The following is a 16020-nucleotide window of genomic DNA, read 5'->3' on the forward strand; positions in this document are numbered from 1 at the left end:
ATGGCCGTCCCTGGGTGCACATGGGTATAAATATAGAAGTCGTCTGCTCAACCCGCTCATCCGGTAGCGGCTTTACCATGCGGGATTAAATTTCGGCTGTACTAAACTGGTTGGTATCTGTTCAAGGATGGCGATAGATAATGACAACAGAAACCACATCTCGATGCCGGGCACGTGAACCGGAGCAGACCCAGAGAAAGGTGCTTTACCTTCATTGGTCATCGGCGCGGGAAGAGGAGGTGACCGAGCTGCTGGATGACTGGCAGGTGATCCGGGTTGGCTCGGTTCAGGAGGCGCGTGCGGCCATGCAGGACTGTCCGTTTCGAGTGGCGCTGGTGCGTTTTGGAGAGCTGGATCATGAGCGGCAAGTGGCCTTCGAACAGCTGGTGGAGGAATCACCGCCACTGTACTGGATTGCCCTGATCGATGCGGACAGCGCAGAGCAGAGTACCTTCAGCCAGTTGATCTATGACTATTTCTTCGACTATTACACCCTGCCGCTTACCGACAAGATACCCTTTCTGTCGGCTACCCTGGGTCATGCCTATGGCCTGGGAGCCTTGTGTGATGCCGAGCATGAGCAGCGACGCTATCAGGAAGAATGCCAGATGGTGGGCGCCAGCCCGGCCATCAGGCTGGTGTTCAGCCAGATCCGCAAGGTAGCGGGGGTGGATGCCACCGTGCTGATCGCCGGCAACAGCGGCACCGGCAAGGAGCTGGTTGCCCGAGCCATTCATCAGCGCTCCCGGCGTCGACTCGGACCCTTTGTGGCACTGAACTGCGGCGCCCTGCCGGAGAATCTGGTGCAGGCCGAGCTGTTCGGTCATGAAAAAGGTGCCTTTACCGGTGCCCATTGCCGCAAGATAGGGCGAATTGAAGCCGCCACCGGCGGCACCTTGTTTCTCGATGAAATCGGTGATCTGCCGCTGTCATTGCAGGTAAATCTGCTGCGATTTCTGCAGGAAGAAACCATAGAGCGGCTGGGTGGCCATGAAACCCTGTACATCGATGCCCGGGTCATTGCCGCCACCCACCGGGATTTGGAGGACGAAATAAAACAGGGCGCCTTTCGGGAAGATCTCTATTACCGGCTGAACGTGCTCAGCATTGAAGTGCCGGATCTCAAGGAGCGGGACGGAGATATAGAGCTGCTGGCCAACTTCTTCTTTCGCAAGTTTACCGAGGGCAGGCAGCACAAGGTCAGAGGCTTCAGCCGCAAGGCCATGGCCGCCATGAACCGGCACGACTGGCCCGGAAATGTGCGCGAGATGATCAACCGGGTGCGCAAGGCCATAGTGATGAGTGACAACCGCTTGATTACCGCCACCGATCTGGGGCTGAACAAGGGCGGGAGCGAAGGGACTGTGCCTACCCTGGAGCAGGCCCGCCATCAGGCCGAGCGGCAGGCCATCCGGTGCAGCCTGAAAAAAGCCGATCATAATGTGACTTCTGCCGCCCGTATGCTGGGAGTATCCCGGGTCACCTTGTATCGGCTGATGGAAAAGCATCGGCTGAATGAGGCCGGAAAAAACTGATCCTGTTTCTTGTGGTTAACAGTTTGCGATAACCGTTTTCTATAACAGGAGTTGAAAACGAGTAAAAATATCTGATTATATTGGGATATTTAAATATGGTGTAAAACTTGCTTTGTTTATTCTACGCATCGATTTTCCTGACGTAGAGTTATCCGGCATAACACCATGAAGCATGAAAGAGTGAAAAAAGCATCGCAGGCAGACAGCAAAAGAAAAAAGCTCATTCGGGTCTGTCTTCGCTGTGGCCCGCATCTCTACTGCCGTTATTATCCCCGCCGCCATTGCTGCCCGCACATTGATCTGTGGGACGAGCTTTATCACCGATATTGAAACAGCCTGTAAAACCCGTGATAACGTTCAGTTTCATTCGGAAATAACCATGACAAAAACTGACGGTACAGAGATGGTATTGAATAGTTGAGTCGATAGCTTTGCGTGCAAGTGATTAAAAAATAACCAGTTAAGATATTCCATCGATATTAGTCACTTAACATTTCATAATCATATTCAATAGACTCCATGTGCTTTAAATTTAACCGTCATGATTGTTTTTATACCAATGTGGAATAAAAAGTAACCAGTTCGGAATGCTATAGTGCCCGCCGTTCGGTTGCCTGAGCACCATTTGAGTGTCTTGCAACCGCCATTCGCCAGAGCAGTAACTACTGCCATCCTGGTACGCAATTCATTATTAAAGATTTGAATGGCTCCTTAGTTGGGGCAGGCATTCTTTTTTGTTTTTTGGGAGAAACCGATGCGCCTCTCCAGGCCTGCTATTGCCTCTTTACTGGCAGCTGGCGGTATTACCGCCGCGCTGAGTATGTCGTTACCCGCCTTTGCCGGACCGGAACATCAGGATCATTCCGTTGCCGAAACATCGGCGGCCGCCGCGCAAGATGCCCGTCAGCAGGCAGAGCAGCAGACCGGCGCCCTGCTGGCGCAATACCGGTACTGGCAGGCCGCCGCCAATAGCGCAGACAAATCCCGTGCCCTGTTAACCCTGACGGAACTGGCCGATGCCCGCGGCACTATGATGGCCGAGCTGGCAGCAGCGGATCCGCGGGCGGTGCTGGACACAGCCATTTCCGAGCAACAGCGGCAGGGCATGCCGGCCGATATTCGGGCCATGCTGGAGCAGCGTTTCGAGCTGGAAGGAGAGCTGGAAGCGCGTTATGAAGATGATGCTGATGGTGGTCACCGCCTGCTGCACCGGCTGAAGACGGCAGATGGAGAGGAAGTCACCCTGCTTGCCACCGACAACCAGGCCGAACTACCTCACGGCAGTCGGGTCAAGGCCAAGGGCTGGTTGCTGCCCAAGGCGGAAGGGGTAGTAGACGAGACCGGGGTGGTGAATGGCGGGCTGCAATTACTACAAATCGGTGGTGATGGCACCGCAACCGGCTCCTCGGTGATGTCGAGCTCCGGCCCCAGTCTGGGCGAACAAAAGACCCTGGTGATGCTGGTCAACTTTACAGACAAAGCCGAACAGCCATATACCAGGGAAGAGGCTAGTCAGCTGATTTTCGGCCAGGTCGATGCCTATTATCAGGAGAATACCTACCGTCGTAGCTGGTTGACGGGAGAGGTGGCGGGTTGGTTCACCATACCGCTGTCCAGCCAGGTCTGTGACGTGCAGACACTGGCTGCACAGGCTCAGGATGAGGCTGTCGAAGCCGGCGTCGAATTGTCTCAATACAATCGTTATATCTATGTTTTTCCAAATAATTCCTGTGGCTTTTCCGGCACGGCCACCGTGGGGGGAACCCCTTCCCAAGCCTGGATAAACCAGAGCCTGACCCTGACTACCATGGCCCATGAATTCGGCCATAATCTGGGCACAGTCCATGCCCACTCCCTGGTGTGTAACGATGGTACCAGTGTCGGCGCCGGCGGCGGTGCCGTGGGTGCGACCCCCTGGCCAAACTGTACCAACCTGGAATACGGTGATGGCCTGGATGTGATGGGCTGGGCAGCTTCCGGCCATTTCAATGCGATGCAAAAGCAGCGGCTGGGCTGGTTGGATGACGAACAAGTGCTGACCGTGACCGACAGCGGCCAGTACAGCCTGTCTCCGGTGGCGGCTCAACAGGCCGGAGTCAAGGCCCTAAAAATACTGAAAAATATCAATGAGAACGGGCGCAAGACCTGGTATTACCTGGAATATCGCCAGCCCATCGGCTTCGATGGTTCTATCGCGGCTGCGGATAGCATGATGGATACGGAAAATGTAACCAATGGGGTGACGGTGCGGGTGCACTACGAAGGGGGGGCTTCCAATGGCGTCTATCTGCTGGATATGACGCCGGAAACCAATGGCGATCTCTACACCCGGGATCCGGCGCTGGAGGCGGGCAGCACCTTTGTCGATCCGGATGGCCTGCTCGAATTTACCCCGATTAGGGTCGATGGCACTGAAGCCGTCGTCGATATCCGTTTGTTCGATAGCCCCTGTGTCAGCCAGCCGGGGGTTGTTGAGGCCATATCCGCAAGCCAGCAGGGCGCTCCGGGGGAGACGTTGAGCTACCAGTTACGGGTAACTAACCCCAATGGCGTTGATTGTGGCTCACTGGATATCGCCCTTGACGTTCAGGGGCCGACCGGCTGGTCGGTACAGCAGGCCGACAGCCTGTTGTCATTGGCTCCGGGCGAGACGGTCACCACCAGTTTGGCGGTGACCTCGGCCGCCGATGCCGCTTCGGGGGACCATGGCATCATAGTCAGTGCCTGGAGTGGCGAGGCCGAGGCCAGCACCCAACTGGTCTACCGGGTGGTGGCCGACAGCCTGCCGCCGGTGGCGGTGGACGACGATGCCCAGATGGACAGCAAGCAGCCGATCGTTATCTATGTGCTCAATAATGACTGGGATCCGGCCGAAGCGCCCTTGAGGGTGTCCGGGGTTACCCAGGGAGCTAAGGGTAGCGTGGTGATCAATGGCGACGGCAGCCTGAGCTATACACCGGCGCGTAATTTCAAAAACGGTGACAGCTTCGACTATCAGATCACCAATGGCAGTCACAGTGCCCAGGCCAGGGTCCGCATCAGCCTGACCGGTACCGGCGGCACCGGCGGTGGGCCGGGTAAGGGTAAAAAATAGCTTAAAAAAAAGCGGTGGCATTGCGCCACCGCGTTTATTTTTGTCCCAGGCAGGATTACTGGGCTGTGGTCTTGGCGGGCAGGGTGACGCTCACCACTTCGCACCCATGGGTGACGGCCTTGTAGTTATTGTCGCCCTGGTAGGCAGCCAGATAAGAGACATGGCTGGTTGCATCCAGCGTCTTGACGATCTCTTCATCTGTGCTCAGCAGACGGGCGATCAGCTCGCCGCTGACGTCCACTAGAGACACGCCGGTGATGGTATTCAGGACGGTGCCGGAGCAGTTGTCTGAAGCATAGACGGTAAAGTCGACCACCCCGCTGGGCTCGCCCACACCGACGATGGTGTTACCATCCCCTTCGACCTTGGCCTGATCCAGCAGTATGACATGGGTCTCTATGCTGGGGTTGCGCTTGGCGATGGTCAGGTCTTCGCACGGAGCCTGGGCGGGGGCATAGTTGGTATCCCCGCTATAGCTGGCCTTGATCGAAAGATCCCGGGTATTGGCGGTGGTCAGATAACCGACGGTGCTGTAGCTGTCGGACTCGTTCGTTGCCAGTACACCCGAGCCGCTCAGGGCTTTATTACTGTGGGTGGCCAGTACGCTTCCGTCGCAGGTCGCATTGTCATAGAAGACGAAGGTGACCGTTCCGGTGGGCAGCAAGCCGTTGGAGCCAGTGACATTGGCCAAGTCGTGGAGGCTGATGCCGACGGCCTGGGTGGTGTCCTGTATATCAGGACTGTGGCCGGTTCCCTCGTGGATTTCGGTGGCCACGCCGGGCGTCAGCTGGTTGACGAGCAATTCTTCGCAGTGATAGGCGGAGCTCGGTACCGGGCTGTTGGCGGCAGCGACAAAGCGTACCAGATAGGCGAAGGCTCCCGGGTTCGGAACATCGGTATCGGTATCGCTGGGGAAGCCTGCATCGTCACTGGTCAGGCCGTTGGATTCCACCTGTACGCTGTTGGTCGTGCCGTCCAGGGTGTAGTCCACGGCAGTGGAGTGATTAGCCAGGGCATCGGGCAGCGGATCGACCGGGTCGCCGTTTTCATCGAGCAGATCGTTACAGGTGGCGGCGTAGGTATCGAAGGTCACTGTACCCAGCACCTGCAGGCCAGTGGGGCCGGAGAAGCTGACAGTGGCCTGGTCATGGATGCCCGAGCCGGCACTGATGGCGCCATCTTGCAGGTCTGTCACATGGTCGGCGCCCGAGTGGATGGCGGTACTGATGTTGGTAGAGCAGATCGGGAAGGAATCCAGCACGAAGTCCTTGAGGGTGGCGGTAAAGCTGCTGGAGGAGCGGGTCTCGGCCATGAAGCTGGCGAAGCAGCCGTCGCCCGGGATCAGTTGGGTCAGGTTGATGCCCCCTTCGAAGAAGCTTTCAAACGGAAAGGCACCGACCAAGCCGCTCTTGGCGGTATAGGGCCAGGGCGAGGTCTCGGTAACCTCGTTGGTGATGGCGCAGGCCTCATCTATGCCGCCGTTGTTACAGATGGCGCCGTCACCGGATTCCCCGGCGATCAGACGCAGATTCTTGGCGATACACTGGCCCGGCTGGGGGTTGTTGTTGGCGGCTTTGGAGCAGCCGAACTCGCCATCTCCGCTAAATTCGCCATTGCCGACCCATTCCACCACCTGGATCAGGGGCACGGCGTTGTTGGCCTGGGGGAAGTTCACCAGCACCAGGGTATCGCCCAGCTGGTGGTCTCCGCTGAAGCTGCCGTCGTCCTCGGCCTTCACTTCGTCCTTAAAGAACCAGAAGCCCATAAAGGCATCGCCCACGTTGCTGAAACGGTCGGCGCCGAAGTAGAGGATTCGGTCTCCTGTTGCTGAATCCGTATAGGAAGCGGCATAGGCGTTGGTGATATCGTCCTTGTCCGGCACGGAGCCGTTTTTATGGCTCCAGTCGCCGATAGGCTGGATATCCTTTTTACCCCCGTCAAAGATAGTCACCGGGGCCGCATCCGGGTTGACGCCGGTAAAGACCTCGGGTGAGCCACCGTTGTTGAGCCCTCCATTATAGAGGGTTTGCCAGTCATCCGGCGGTGGCGGATTGCCATCCTGAAGGGCGTTGCCGTCCAGTTCAAACAGGCCGAGATCTTCCACCGGCGCGGACATGACCGATAGCGAGCCCATACATAGCAAGGCTCCCAGTAACCAGGCAGAGATAGTGCCTGGCAAGTTATCTGTTCGTTTCATGTTATACCTCCAAGACCAGGGGCGAACCTGGTGGATATGAGCTCCGGACCTTTGGCTGGGGAGCCGGCCCGAATGTATAAACACTCGACCTGACGAAACTCTTATGCAAGATGGTAAGCTTGCTGCCAGGTTGTTATTTACTCTTGAAGCAAGTATCAGCGCCTGGCTTTTTATCGGAACGACGACCATTGGCGCATCGCGAAAATACATCCTTGTAAAGCAATTTATCCAGACTCTTCAACTGATGAGTTGGGAGTGAATTACCATACGGACCGGGTAAATAGAGCTATCTACCTATCAGGCCGGACATGACAGACAAGAGGGTTGAAGCAAGCTTTGTACCATGTGTTTATCTTGCTGATTTCAATGGGCTTCATTTTGACGAGTTAATCAGACTTTCGATAAGTGTTAATTTATTGATACACGTAAATGGTGGTTAACAGATATTTTCATTTATTTACAATGGATTGTGATTTTTAAAAGTTGTTAACTTCATAACAGGCCTGATTATCAACAAGGGAATATGTGGCCTTTTAATGGGCTCATATGGTCTATTGTTGTGTCTATCCAGAGTTATTCATACTGGCTAATGGAGAAATAGCAGGGGCGGCTGATGCCGCCCCTGCTATTTTTGTTTTGAATAAGATTAAGTGTTTAATTTTATTGAATAATTTTTAGCATGAACTTGTTGCAAGGGAGATATAGCAAGATAGGCATACAGCCGACGGCAAGGGGCTGTATGCCTCGACCGCTTTTTACATTGCCACCTGCTGCAGCTTGCGGCGATATTCCCGGGTGACGGCGCGGGCGTCGGCCGGGTTGGCCACGGCGGTGGGGGTGATCAGCACCACCAGCTCGGTGCGTTTCACGTTGGTGCCGCTGCTGCCGAACAGCCAGCCCAGCACCGGTATGTGGCGCAGGCCGGGCAGGCCCTGGCTGTCCTGAGACTTGTTCTCGCGGATCAGCCCGCCCAGCACCAGGGTTTCGCCGCTCTGTACCGCCACCCGGGTGTCGATTTTGCGCTGGGTGATGGTGGGTGACTGAATATTGGAGCTGGTGGTGGTGGCCACGTCGTTCACCTCCTGCACTAGCTCCAGCACCACCATGCCGCCGGCATTCACCCGGGGGGTCACCTCCAGCAGCACGCCTGTGTCTCTGTATTGTATGGTGCTGGTCACGTTGCCCACGTCGCTGTTGAGGTTGGTGGTTTCCGAGGTACGAATGGGTACCTGATCACCCACCCGGATCAGCGCCTTCTGGTTGTCCAGCACCATCAGGGTGGGGGAGGAGATCACGTTGACCTTGGAATCGCTGGCAAGTGCCGTGAGCAGGGCCCGGGTACCGCTGGCGTTGAACACCTCGTAGCTGGCGCTGGCGGCAAGACCGCCGTCGAAGGGAGAGGGTATGGGCAGCGAGCCGATGGCACCCACACCGCTGCGACCGCCGCCCAGGCGATTCTTGAAGTACCATTGCAGGCCGTAGCGCAGTTCGTCATCCAGGCTCACTTCCACTATGGTGGCTTCCACCAGTACCTGCAGCGGCAGCTGATCCAGCCGCTTGATGGCCTGTTCCACTTTCTGGTAATCGGCGCTGGCGGCCATCACCACCAGGGCGTTGCGTTCGGTGTCGGCAATCACGCTCACTTCTCCCACGTCCAGGTTGGCGGCATTGATGCCGGTGGTAATCTGCAGCGGCGCCCCCTCTTCCGTGGGCGAAGTGGCTGGCGGCAGAGGGGAACCGGCGCTGTTGCGGCGCTGGCTGTCAAACAGCTGGTTGAGCAGGGTAGCCAGGTGATCGGCCTTGCCGTTCTGCACGTGATACACGTACATGTTGAGGCCACGCGGGTTTTCGGCCCTGTCCAGCCGCTCTATCCACACCCGGGCGTCGGTCAGATAACGTTCTTGCGGGGTGATCACCAGCAGGGCATTGAGTCGTTCTATCGGCAGGTAGCGCACCATGCCGGCGAGGGGGCCCTCGGCCTCGTCGCCGAAAATTGCCTGCAGTTCGCTGGCAATTACATCGGCGCTGCTGGCCTGCAGCCGGAACAGGCCCACCGACATGCCGCGCAGCTGATCCACATCAAACAGATTGACGGTGTCGCGAATGTTGATCAGTTCGTCGCGGCTGCCGACCAGGGTGAGCATGTTGCGTCTGTCGTCCACCATCATGGCGCCCTGGCGGGGCTTGACCGGCTCGAGGATTTTTTCCATTTCCCGGGCGCCGATGTAGCGCAGCGGTAATATCAGCATCTGGTAGCCGCGTTCTGCGGTGGGCGTCAGCCGCGGATTGAGGGCCGAGGTGGGAACCTCGCTGGCGGGCACCACGGTAAAGAGGCCCTTGCTGTGTACCAGGGCGGCGCCGTGGGTTTGCAGCAGGTTTTCCAGGGTGGGCAGCAGGTCGTCTTCCCGAATGGGGGTGTTGGTCTGCAGATACACCTGGCCCCGCACTCTTTCATCCAGCGAATAGTTCAGCTGCAGTATGTCGCCGAGAACGGTTTTCACCACCTCGGCAATGTCGGAACCCTGAAAGTTGAGGGTGATGTCGCCGGGGGCGGCGGTGTTCAGCGGCGTCTTGCTGGTCTGACCGAGTTTGACGAAATTTCCCGTTCCGCGGTAAATCTCGGAACGGGTGGCCGGCCGAGCGTTCGGGTCGGCTGTGGTGGCGGCAGCCCGGGGGAGATTGTCGTCGTGACGGGAGGGGAGTCGCACCGGATCGTAATTGCTGGTGACGCCGGCCTGGCCCCAGGGTTTGTCGAGGGCGGCCCTGTCTCCTGTCGGGTTGGTGCAGGCGATCAGCAGCAGGCAGGAGACATTGATAAGCAGCCATTTTGTCTGATGTGAGTTGGTCATTGTGACTCCCCGTTACTTCCCTGTTTGTTGTTGTCATCCGCCCTGGTCGCTTCTGCAGAGTCGGTGTCCGGTTCGGCGTTTGCTTCGTTCGGATTCTTGTTCTGGGCGCCGGTATTGTCGGCAGGAGACTCTACGGTGTCGGTGTCGGTGTCGGTGTCGGCGGCAGGCCGGGGCGAGGGCTGCCGGGGTTCCCACAGCTCCAGCCGCAGGCTCTGGCTGCCGTCGCTCAGGGTTACGGCATCCAGGTCTATGTCTTCCAGCTGCCAGTTGCCGTCCAGATACATGCCGATCTTGATGCGTGCCCGCCCTGCTCCCTGCCGTTCGCTGAACAGGGCCAGTTGCTGGTCGTTTTCCCATACTACCCCGCTCAGGCGCCACTTTTCCCGCATTTCGGCGGCGCTTTCGCTGATACTTTCCTCTTCTTCGTCTTCCTGTGGTCGGCGATTGTCGTCAAACAAGGGCCGGGCCATGATTTCCTCGAATTGCTCGAGAGGGGGATAGCCCGGTATCGGGGCGCCATCGTTCTGCGCGCGAGCGGGTGACAGCCACAGCAGCGGCATGGCCAGCAATAACACCCAGGGCTTCATAAACAACAAGCAGGGCTTCATAGCGCCTCCCTTTGGGTATAACCGATGAGATCGAAGCGCACGTCGAGCGAGGGGATCTGCCGTGTGTTCGCTCTCTGGCGGCGGATCACCCGGTTGCTGCGGGCCATCGATCGGCGAGGGGTGGCGGTGATCACCAGGTCTTGCATGAACAGGGCCGGCTGCCCCGACTCGAGCGCATGGATCAGGGGCACCAGCTGATTGATTTCACTACGCAGATGGACCCGCAACATGACGCCTTGCAGCGGACTCTCGAGACTGGGCTGGGCATTCTGAATACTGACCAACTGGCCGCCACTGCGGCTGACCTGCCGGTTCAGGTGCTGCTGTAGCCAGGCCGAGGCCAGGGAGGGGCGCCGTTCCGGCAGATAAAGGCCGGTATCGGGAGTCGCGTCGCGCAGTTGCTGTAATGACTGTTCGGTCTGCTCCAGTTCGGCCGACAGCCGTTGATAGCGATGGAGCTGATCTTCAAGCTGATGGATGGCAGCCCCCTGTTGCAGAAACAGGCCGATAAGGGGGCTGATAATCAGACTGAATATCAGCAGCAGAACCGCTATCAACAGGCCCAGAGCGATCGCCTGTTGCTGGCGCTGATCGAGATTGATCATGAATCCTCCTCGCCGAAACGGGCGTCGATCATGAAACGATCCTTGCTGGTGGCCGGATTATTGGTCACCGGTGAGCTGAAGCGCACATCGAAGAACAGCGGAGAGGCTTCCAGAATGCCGATAAGCTCGGAGGCATTGGCCGACTCGCCGCGCAGTTGCACCGTACCGTCGCGCAGTTCGAAACGGCTGAGCCAGGTATGGTCGGGTAATTGGCGGGTCAGAGCATCCAGCAGTAACAGGGCCGAAGGTTGCCTGGCTCTTTCCCGAGCCAGAAACTGCCGGCTTTGCTGCAGTTCTTCCAGTTGTCGTTTTAGTTCGGCGGTCTGCTCGGCCCGTTGCCGGGGTATGTCCAGCTGAGTACTCAAAGACTCGATACGGTTCTGTCGGTGGTAAAGCGGCACGGCGATCAGCAGAAACAGCATGAAAAGCACCAGGGCACCCTGCAGGGTTTTCAACCGCCGAGCCTTGCTGACGGCGATGCTGGTGGGAGCCTGTAGCGGGATCAGCGGCGCCTGCGGATGTTCGGCATTGGCCAGGGCCGTGGGCACCAGGCCGAGCAGGTTCAGCTCGGCCAGTTGCGAGTCTACCTGTGCGCGCGGCGCCAGCAGCAGTTCAACCCGGATGAGGAGTTGCTGTTTATCCCGCTCGGCAAGGCGATAGCCAAAGTAGACCTGGTCGGCACTGAATGGGGTATGCCGATCCATCTCGAAGCGCAGCACATCGGCCAGGTTGCCGGCGGTGGCCGCGGGCAGGGTGACATGGGTATAGAGCACGTCTTTGCTGTTCAGGCACAACCGGATGCTGTCTGCCTGGCGCAGCATGTCAGCCAGCAAGCCGCTCTGCTCTGCCTGATCGTCCAGCAGCAACTGTTCGCCGTGAGGGGTCAGCTCCAGCCGGTAATGCTCCTGCCCGGTATAGATACAGAGCCGTTGTTTCTGGCCGAGCAGACGATGACTGATGGATGCGGGCAAGAGGCTGAACAGCTGCCGGCTCCACCATTGCCAGAATGTGGCCAGAGGTTGCCACAGTAATTGGCCGTAATGATGCAGCTGTTGGGTAAATTTTTCCCCATCCATAGGGATCTCCGTTAGGCGTCTGGTTCGGTGAACAGCGGGATGAATTCCTGTGTTATCTGTTTCAGAATGGGTCGTCCGCGACGATTAAGCAGGCTGGCTGTCAGCCGATAGCGATACACCGTATTCATTCGGGCTTCCGTATGCACAGTGTAGTTGACCCCGGATGAGCCGCCAGAGAGCAAGGCGCGGGGGAAAATATCTGTGGCGGGTAAGGGCTGGCCGGCTTCATGGTTCCGGCGTCGGTCGGCGATAAACTGATCGACGGTGATCTCGTCGGTGCCCGGCAGCGCCAGCAACACTTGGCGCGGGGCATAAAGCGGGTTGATGCTGTTGCGTGGATTACGCAGGGTCAGGCTGTGCCTGATCCGCCGGTAAATGTCGGGGGTCATGTCCAGTACCTGCAGCACTTCGTCCACCGACTGAAAGGGGGCGTTGCCCGGGCCATAATCCAGTCCGGCGGCCAGATAGTCGTCGGCTTCGGCACCGTTGAGCCGGCGCAGATCGTCGCCATCGCGCCAGTCCATGATGGCATCCACCAGCCGGGCGCGCAGGTCGTCGTCGACCCCGGCGGTGACCAGCAGGCCATCGAGCAGCTCGGGGCCGGCGGCATTGAGATCGATACGGCCGTTTTCATTGAACAGGGCGACCCGGATTTCGATCTCGTCCAGCATGATCAGGTTGGCGCTGCCGTCCGCCAGCCAGGTTGGCTGCTCTTTCGGTTGCGCCAGCATCAGCATGGCCAGTTGCACTCCGGCGTCGGCGGCATGGCGAACCTGGGCCGCCTGGGTGATATTAGCGCTCTGCCGGGCCTGGCTGCGGCTGTTCACAGACAGGCCGGTGGCCAACAGGGTCAGCAGGGTCAGTACCCAAAGCACGCTGATCAGGGCTATGCCCCGGTGTCGTTCAATATTCATCCTTGATCTCGTAACGGTGCCGGCGGGAGGCGACCACCAGGGGCGGCCAGTCCGGGCCCAGTTGCAGGCGGATCAGGGCCGGCAGTTGCTCCTGCTCCAGCCACTCGGGTTGCCAGGCCGGTATGTTCTGTTCTTCTGCAGGCAGGTAATGCAGGCTGAACGAGGCTACCTCCAGTTCCAGCAGGGGAGGGATCAGCTCCGGCTGGCGAAAGTCGTCCAGCAGTTGGTACCAGTCGAAAGGCGGAGTCTGTTCTTGCGGCTCTGTCTCGGCAACCAGTGGCTGTGATTTGAGTGAGAGCATCGGGTGTTCGGGATTTGAGCTGTCCAGCGCCAGATAAAACCAGACCGGCTCGGTGGAGCTGCTCAGTCGCCGGGGCTGCGGGGCCAGAAACACCAGGGAGTGTTCGGTTCCCTGGAAGGACAGCAGCGGGGCCTGCCGATAATTCTGCACCTCGCGTGCCTCTGCCTGCTCCAGCAGGTTGCGCAAAAACAGTTGCAGCTGTATCTGCTCACTGTTGTCGGCATTGCGCTCGCCTACCGTTTCCCAGGCCCGGCCGGCGAGGCGGAAGCCACCGAACATCAGCCCGGAGAGCAGGGTCATCAGGGTCAGGGAGACCACCAGTTCCAGCAGGGTAAAGCCTGGTTGTCGTTTCATCTGGCCTCCTGCCTGACCAGCCGCAGAGTGGTCAGTCGATATTGCTGGTCATGGTGACTCCAGCCCACCACCACCGACAGTTGATAGGGAAGCAGCATGGACTGGTTGTCCATCAGCTCCCGGGTATCGAATTCCTCGACCCGGGTTTCCCACCAGTAATATTCGTCGAGCCAGCCCTGCTCGCGTCCCGGTTGCAGTGTGGTGCCGGCATACAGCTCGGTCAGTTTCGATTCCGCCAGCAGCATGGCCTTCTGCTGCTGCTGGGCCGACTGGGTTGTGCGAATGGCCAGCGAAAAGATATTGAGCAACACCCCCAGGGTGATGGTCAGTATGGTAAAGGCCACCAGCACTTCCAGCAGTGAAAAACCCTGTTTCCTGGTCATGGGTTTTCTGGTCATGTGTAGTCTAGTCATGAAGGCTTATCCTGCCGGTCAGCCAGTGCACCTCTATCTGGTAGCGCCGCTCGCGCCCGGCTATCTGCAGGGTGCCGCCGTTGGCGCTGCCATCCGGATAAAAGACGAGATCGGTCTCCCGAGCATTGGCGGTCCCATCGAAAGACACTGCTATCTGTTCCGGCCAGAAAGAGGGCTTTTTCTGTCCCGTTATCCGGGAAGAACGGGCGTCGGAGTCGAGTTCCAGTATTACTTCCTCTCCGCTGGCGATGGCCTGGCTGCGGGCCAGTCTGAGCAGGGCGGCGGTCTGCCGGCTGTAGCTTTTAAGCTCGGCGCCGGGCAGCAGGGCGGCAAAGCGGGGAGTGACCACCGCCAGCAGCAAGGCGGCCAGGGTCAGCACCACCAGCAGCTCAAGCAGGGTAAAACCGGTTTGGCTCCTATTACTCCCAGCTGACCACGTCCTGATCCTCACCGGTTCCTCCTTGCTGGTTGTCTGCGCCCAGGCTGAACAAATCGAATTCCCCTTGCTGACCGGGGGCGCGATACTGGTAGTCGTTGCCCCAGGGGTCCTGGGGAACCGCTTTCTTGGTCAGATAGGGGCCGTTCCAGCCCCGGGCGTTGGCCGGGGCGCTGATGAGCGCCGACAGGCCCTCGCTGCTGGTGGGATAGCGGCCCACTTCCAGCCGATACAGATCCAGCGCCGTACCGAGCTCCTTGATCTGCAGGGCGGCAGTCTTGGTTTTGGAACCACTGAGCTGACGCAGCACCTGGGGGCCGACCAGACTGGCCAGCAGACCGAGGATGACCAGTACCACAAGCAGTTCGAGCAGGGTGAAGCCGAGCCGAGAAGTCTTATGTTGGTAATGCACCTTCTACCTCCCTATATGGGCAGTTCGTTGATACTGAGTATGGCCACCAGAATGGAAATGATGATGCCGGCGATGATGACGCCGAGGCCGACGATCAGCACCGGCTCGAGTATGGTCAGCAAGCGCTGAATGGTACTTTCCACTTCCCGGTCGTAGCGATCGGCCACCTTCAGCAACATCGTCTCCAGTTGACCGGTTTCTTCGCCAACCCGGATCATCTGTATCGCCAGTGGCGGAAACAGACCCGAGGCCTGCAGCGGATCGGCCAGCCGCTTGCCTTCTTTCAGGCTGTCGGCGGCCTCGCCCACTGTCTGTGCCAGCAGGCGGTTGTTGATGGTATCGCGGGCTATGGTGAGCGCATTGAGCAGGGGAACGCCCCCCTTCATCAGGGTGCCCAGGCTGCGGCTGAAGCGGGCGACCTCCAGCCGGCGGATCAGTTCTCCGGCCAGGGGAAGCCGCAGTTTGAAGCCGTCCCAGGCCAGGCGTGGCTCGGGCCGGGCCAGCAGGCGCTGTCCGGCGATCAGCGCCAGCAACAGGGCCAATAACAGCCATGGCCCCATATCGCGCAGAAATTCGGCGCTGCCGATGACGATGCGGGTAGACAGCGGCATGGTCTGGCCCATGTCGGCGAACAGCTGCTGAAACTGGGGGATCACGTAGGTCAGGATGATCAGCAGCGACACCGCCGACACCAGTACCAGTATGATGGGGTAAATCAGCGCCGACAGGGCTTTCTCCCTGAGCTGACGGCTGCGTTCCAGGTAGAGCGCCAGGTCGGCCAGACCCAGTTCCAGATTGCCCGAGACTTCGGCCGCCCGGATCATGTTCAGATAGAAGGGAGAAAAGCCGGAGCCCTGTTCGGCCAGCACCACCGACAGCGCCTGTCCGCGCTGAATGCCCTCGCGGATCTGGCTGAGCAGGCGGATATCGCCGGCCTGACTGCGCACCTCGATCATGATGCCCAGGGCGCGCTCCAGAGGGATGCCGGCCTTCAGCAGGGCGGCCAGATCCTGGGTCAGGGCCTGGATCTGACGCTCGCCGGTGCTCCGTCGCTGCAGCCAGCCGGCACCCAGAGAATGGCGCTGGCCGGCATCCTGCTCTACGCTGAGCGGGATCAGCCCCCGCTGTTGCAGTTGCAGCACTATGGACTGCTCGTTCTGCCCTTCCAGCCGGCCTTCCTGGGTCTCGCCGTTCTGGCTGACCGCCTTGAAATAATAGAGTGCCAC

The 16020-nt window shown here is 59.0% G+C and carries 13 protein-coding genes; 2 read left to right on the forward strand and 11 right to left on the reverse strand.

The annotated features are described in order from the left end of the window. Positions 1–140 precede the first annotated feature (140 nt). Entirely contained in the window at positions 141–1535 is a 1395-nt protein-coding gene (locus UN63_RS04345) for a sigma-54 dependent transcriptional regulator (RefSeq protein ID WP_104485558.1), read from the forward strand. Positions 1536–2289: 754 nt separating this feature from the next. After that, positions 2290–4629 (forward strand): Ig-like domain-containing protein, encoded by a 2340-nt coding sequence (locus UN63_RS04350; protein ID WP_104485559.1) that lies wholly within the window; start codon positions 2290–2292, stop codon positions 4627–4629. Positions 4630–4684: 55 nt separating this feature from the next. Here UN63_RS04350 and UN63_RS04355 read toward each other — a convergent pair whose 3' ends face one another. The 11 genes from UN63_RS04355 to UN63_RS04405 form a co-directional block, all read right to left on the reverse strand. Further along, positions 4685–6826: an Ig-like domain-containing protein gene (locus UN63_RS04355; RefSeq protein ID WP_146084714.1), complete on the reverse strand. Its 2142-nt coding sequence runs from the start codon at positions 6824–6826 to the stop codon at positions 4685–4687. 755 nt (positions 6827–7581) lie between these two features. Then, positions 7582–9675 (reverse strand): type II secretion system secretin GspD, encoded by a 2094-nt coding sequence (gene gspD / locus UN63_RS04360; RefSeq protein WP_104485561.1) that lies wholly within the window; start codon positions 9673–9675, stop codon positions 7582–7584. Next, on the reverse strand, positions 9672–10283 hold the full coding sequence (locus tag UN63_RS04365) for a hypothetical protein (protein ID WP_104485562.1): 612 nt from the start codon (positions 10281–10283) through the stop codon (positions 9672–9674). Before UN63_RS04365 ends, gspD begins: the two co-directional genes overlap by 4 nt. Next, positions 10280–10888 carry a type II secretion system protein GspM gene (gspM, locus tag UN63_RS04370; protein ID WP_229793494.1) on the reverse strand — a complete coding sequence of 203 codons (609 nt, stop codon included), beginning with the start codon at positions 10886–10888 and terminating at the stop codon, positions 10280–10282. Before gspM ends, UN63_RS04365 begins: the two co-directional genes overlap by 4 nt. Next, positions 10885–11964 (reverse strand): PilN domain-containing protein, encoded by a 1080-nt coding sequence (locus tag UN63_RS04375; RefSeq protein ID WP_104485563.1) that lies wholly within the window; start codon positions 11962–11964, stop codon positions 10885–10887. The genes gspM and UN63_RS04375 overlap by 4 nt, the downstream gene beginning before the upstream one ends. 11 nt (positions 11965–11975) lie before the next feature. Next, positions 11976–12878 carry a type II secretion system minor pseudopilin gene (locus UN63_RS04380; protein WP_104485564.1) on the reverse strand — a complete coding sequence of 301 codons (903 nt, stop codon included), beginning with the start codon at positions 12876–12878 and terminating at the stop codon, positions 11976–11978. Further along, positions 12868–13533 carry a prepilin-type N-terminal cleavage/methylation domain-containing protein gene (locus tag UN63_RS04385; RefSeq protein ID WP_104485565.1) on the reverse strand — a complete coding sequence of 222 codons (666 nt, stop codon included), beginning with the start codon at positions 13531–13533 and terminating at the stop codon, positions 12868–12870. Before UN63_RS04385 ends, UN63_RS04380 begins: the two co-directional genes overlap by 11 nt. Continuing rightward, positions 13530–13946, reverse strand: coding sequence for a type IV pilus modification PilV family protein (locus tag UN63_RS04390; protein ID WP_229793493.1), 417 nt, complete (start codon positions 13944–13946; stop codon positions 13530–13532). Before UN63_RS04390 ends, UN63_RS04385 begins: the two co-directional genes overlap by 4 nt. Then, entirely contained in the window at positions 13939–14397 is a 459-nt protein-coding gene (locus UN63_RS04395; RefSeq protein WP_104485566.1) for a GspH/FimT family protein, read from the reverse strand. Before UN63_RS04395 ends, UN63_RS04390 begins: the two co-directional genes overlap by 8 nt. Continuing rightward, positions 14366–14794, reverse strand: a complete 429-nt coding sequence (gspG, locus tag UN63_RS04400; protein ID WP_104485567.1) for a type II secretion system major pseudopilin GspG — start codon at positions 14792–14794, stop codon at positions 14366–14368. Before gspG ends, UN63_RS04395 begins: the two co-directional genes overlap by 32 nt. 11 nt (positions 14795–14805) lie before the next feature. Next, a complete protein-coding gene (locus tag UN63_RS04405) occupies positions 14806–16020 on the reverse strand; it encodes a type II secretion system F family protein (protein WP_104485568.1) in 1215 nt (404 codons plus the stop codon).

Origin of the sequence: Oceanisphaera arctica (assembly GCF_002936955.1) — a bacterium.
Classification (GTDB): Bacteria; Pseudomonadota; Gammaproteobacteria; order Enterobacterales; family Aeromonadaceae; genus Oceanimonas; species Oceanimonas arctica.

Excerpts from the sequence above, each read along its gene's own strand:
- UN63_RS04345 (WP_104485558.1), top strand. The coding sequence starts at position 141 with ATGACAACAGAAACCACATCTCGATGCCGGGCACGTGAACCGGAGCAG.
- UN63_RS04350 (WP_104485559.1), top strand. The coding sequence starts at position 2,290 with ATGCGCCTCTCCAGGCCTGCTATTGCCTCTTTACTGGCAGCTGGCGGT.
- UN63_RS04355 (WP_146084714.1), bottom strand. The coding sequence starts at position 6,826 with ATGAAACGAACAGATAACTTGCCAGGCACTATCTCTGCCTGGTTACTG.
- gspD (WP_104485561.1), bottom strand. The coding sequence starts at position 9,675 with ATGACCAACTCACATCAGACAAAATGGCTGCTTATCAATGTCTCCTGC.
- UN63_RS04365 (WP_104485562.1), bottom strand. The coding sequence starts at position 10,283 with ATGAAGCCCTGCTTGTTGTTTATGAAGCCCTGGGTGTTATTGCTGGCC.
- gspM (WP_229793494.1), bottom strand. The coding sequence starts at position 10,888 with ATGATCAATCTCGATCAGCGCCAGCAACAGGCGATCGCTCTGGGCCTG.
- UN63_RS04375 (WP_104485563.1), bottom strand. The coding sequence starts at position 11,964 with ATGGATGGGGAAAAATTTACCCAACAGCTGCATCATTACGGCCAATTA.
- UN63_RS04380 (WP_104485564.1), bottom strand. The coding sequence starts at position 12,878 with ATGAATATTGAACGACACCGGGGCATAGCCCTGATCAGCGTGCTTTGG.
- UN63_RS04385 (WP_104485565.1), bottom strand. The coding sequence starts at position 13,533 with ATGAAACGACAACCAGGCTTTACCCTGCTGGAACTGGTGGTCTCCCTG.
- UN63_RS04390 (WP_229793493.1), bottom strand. The coding sequence starts at position 13,946 with ATGACTAGACTACACATGACCAGAAAACCCATGACCAGGAAACAGGGT.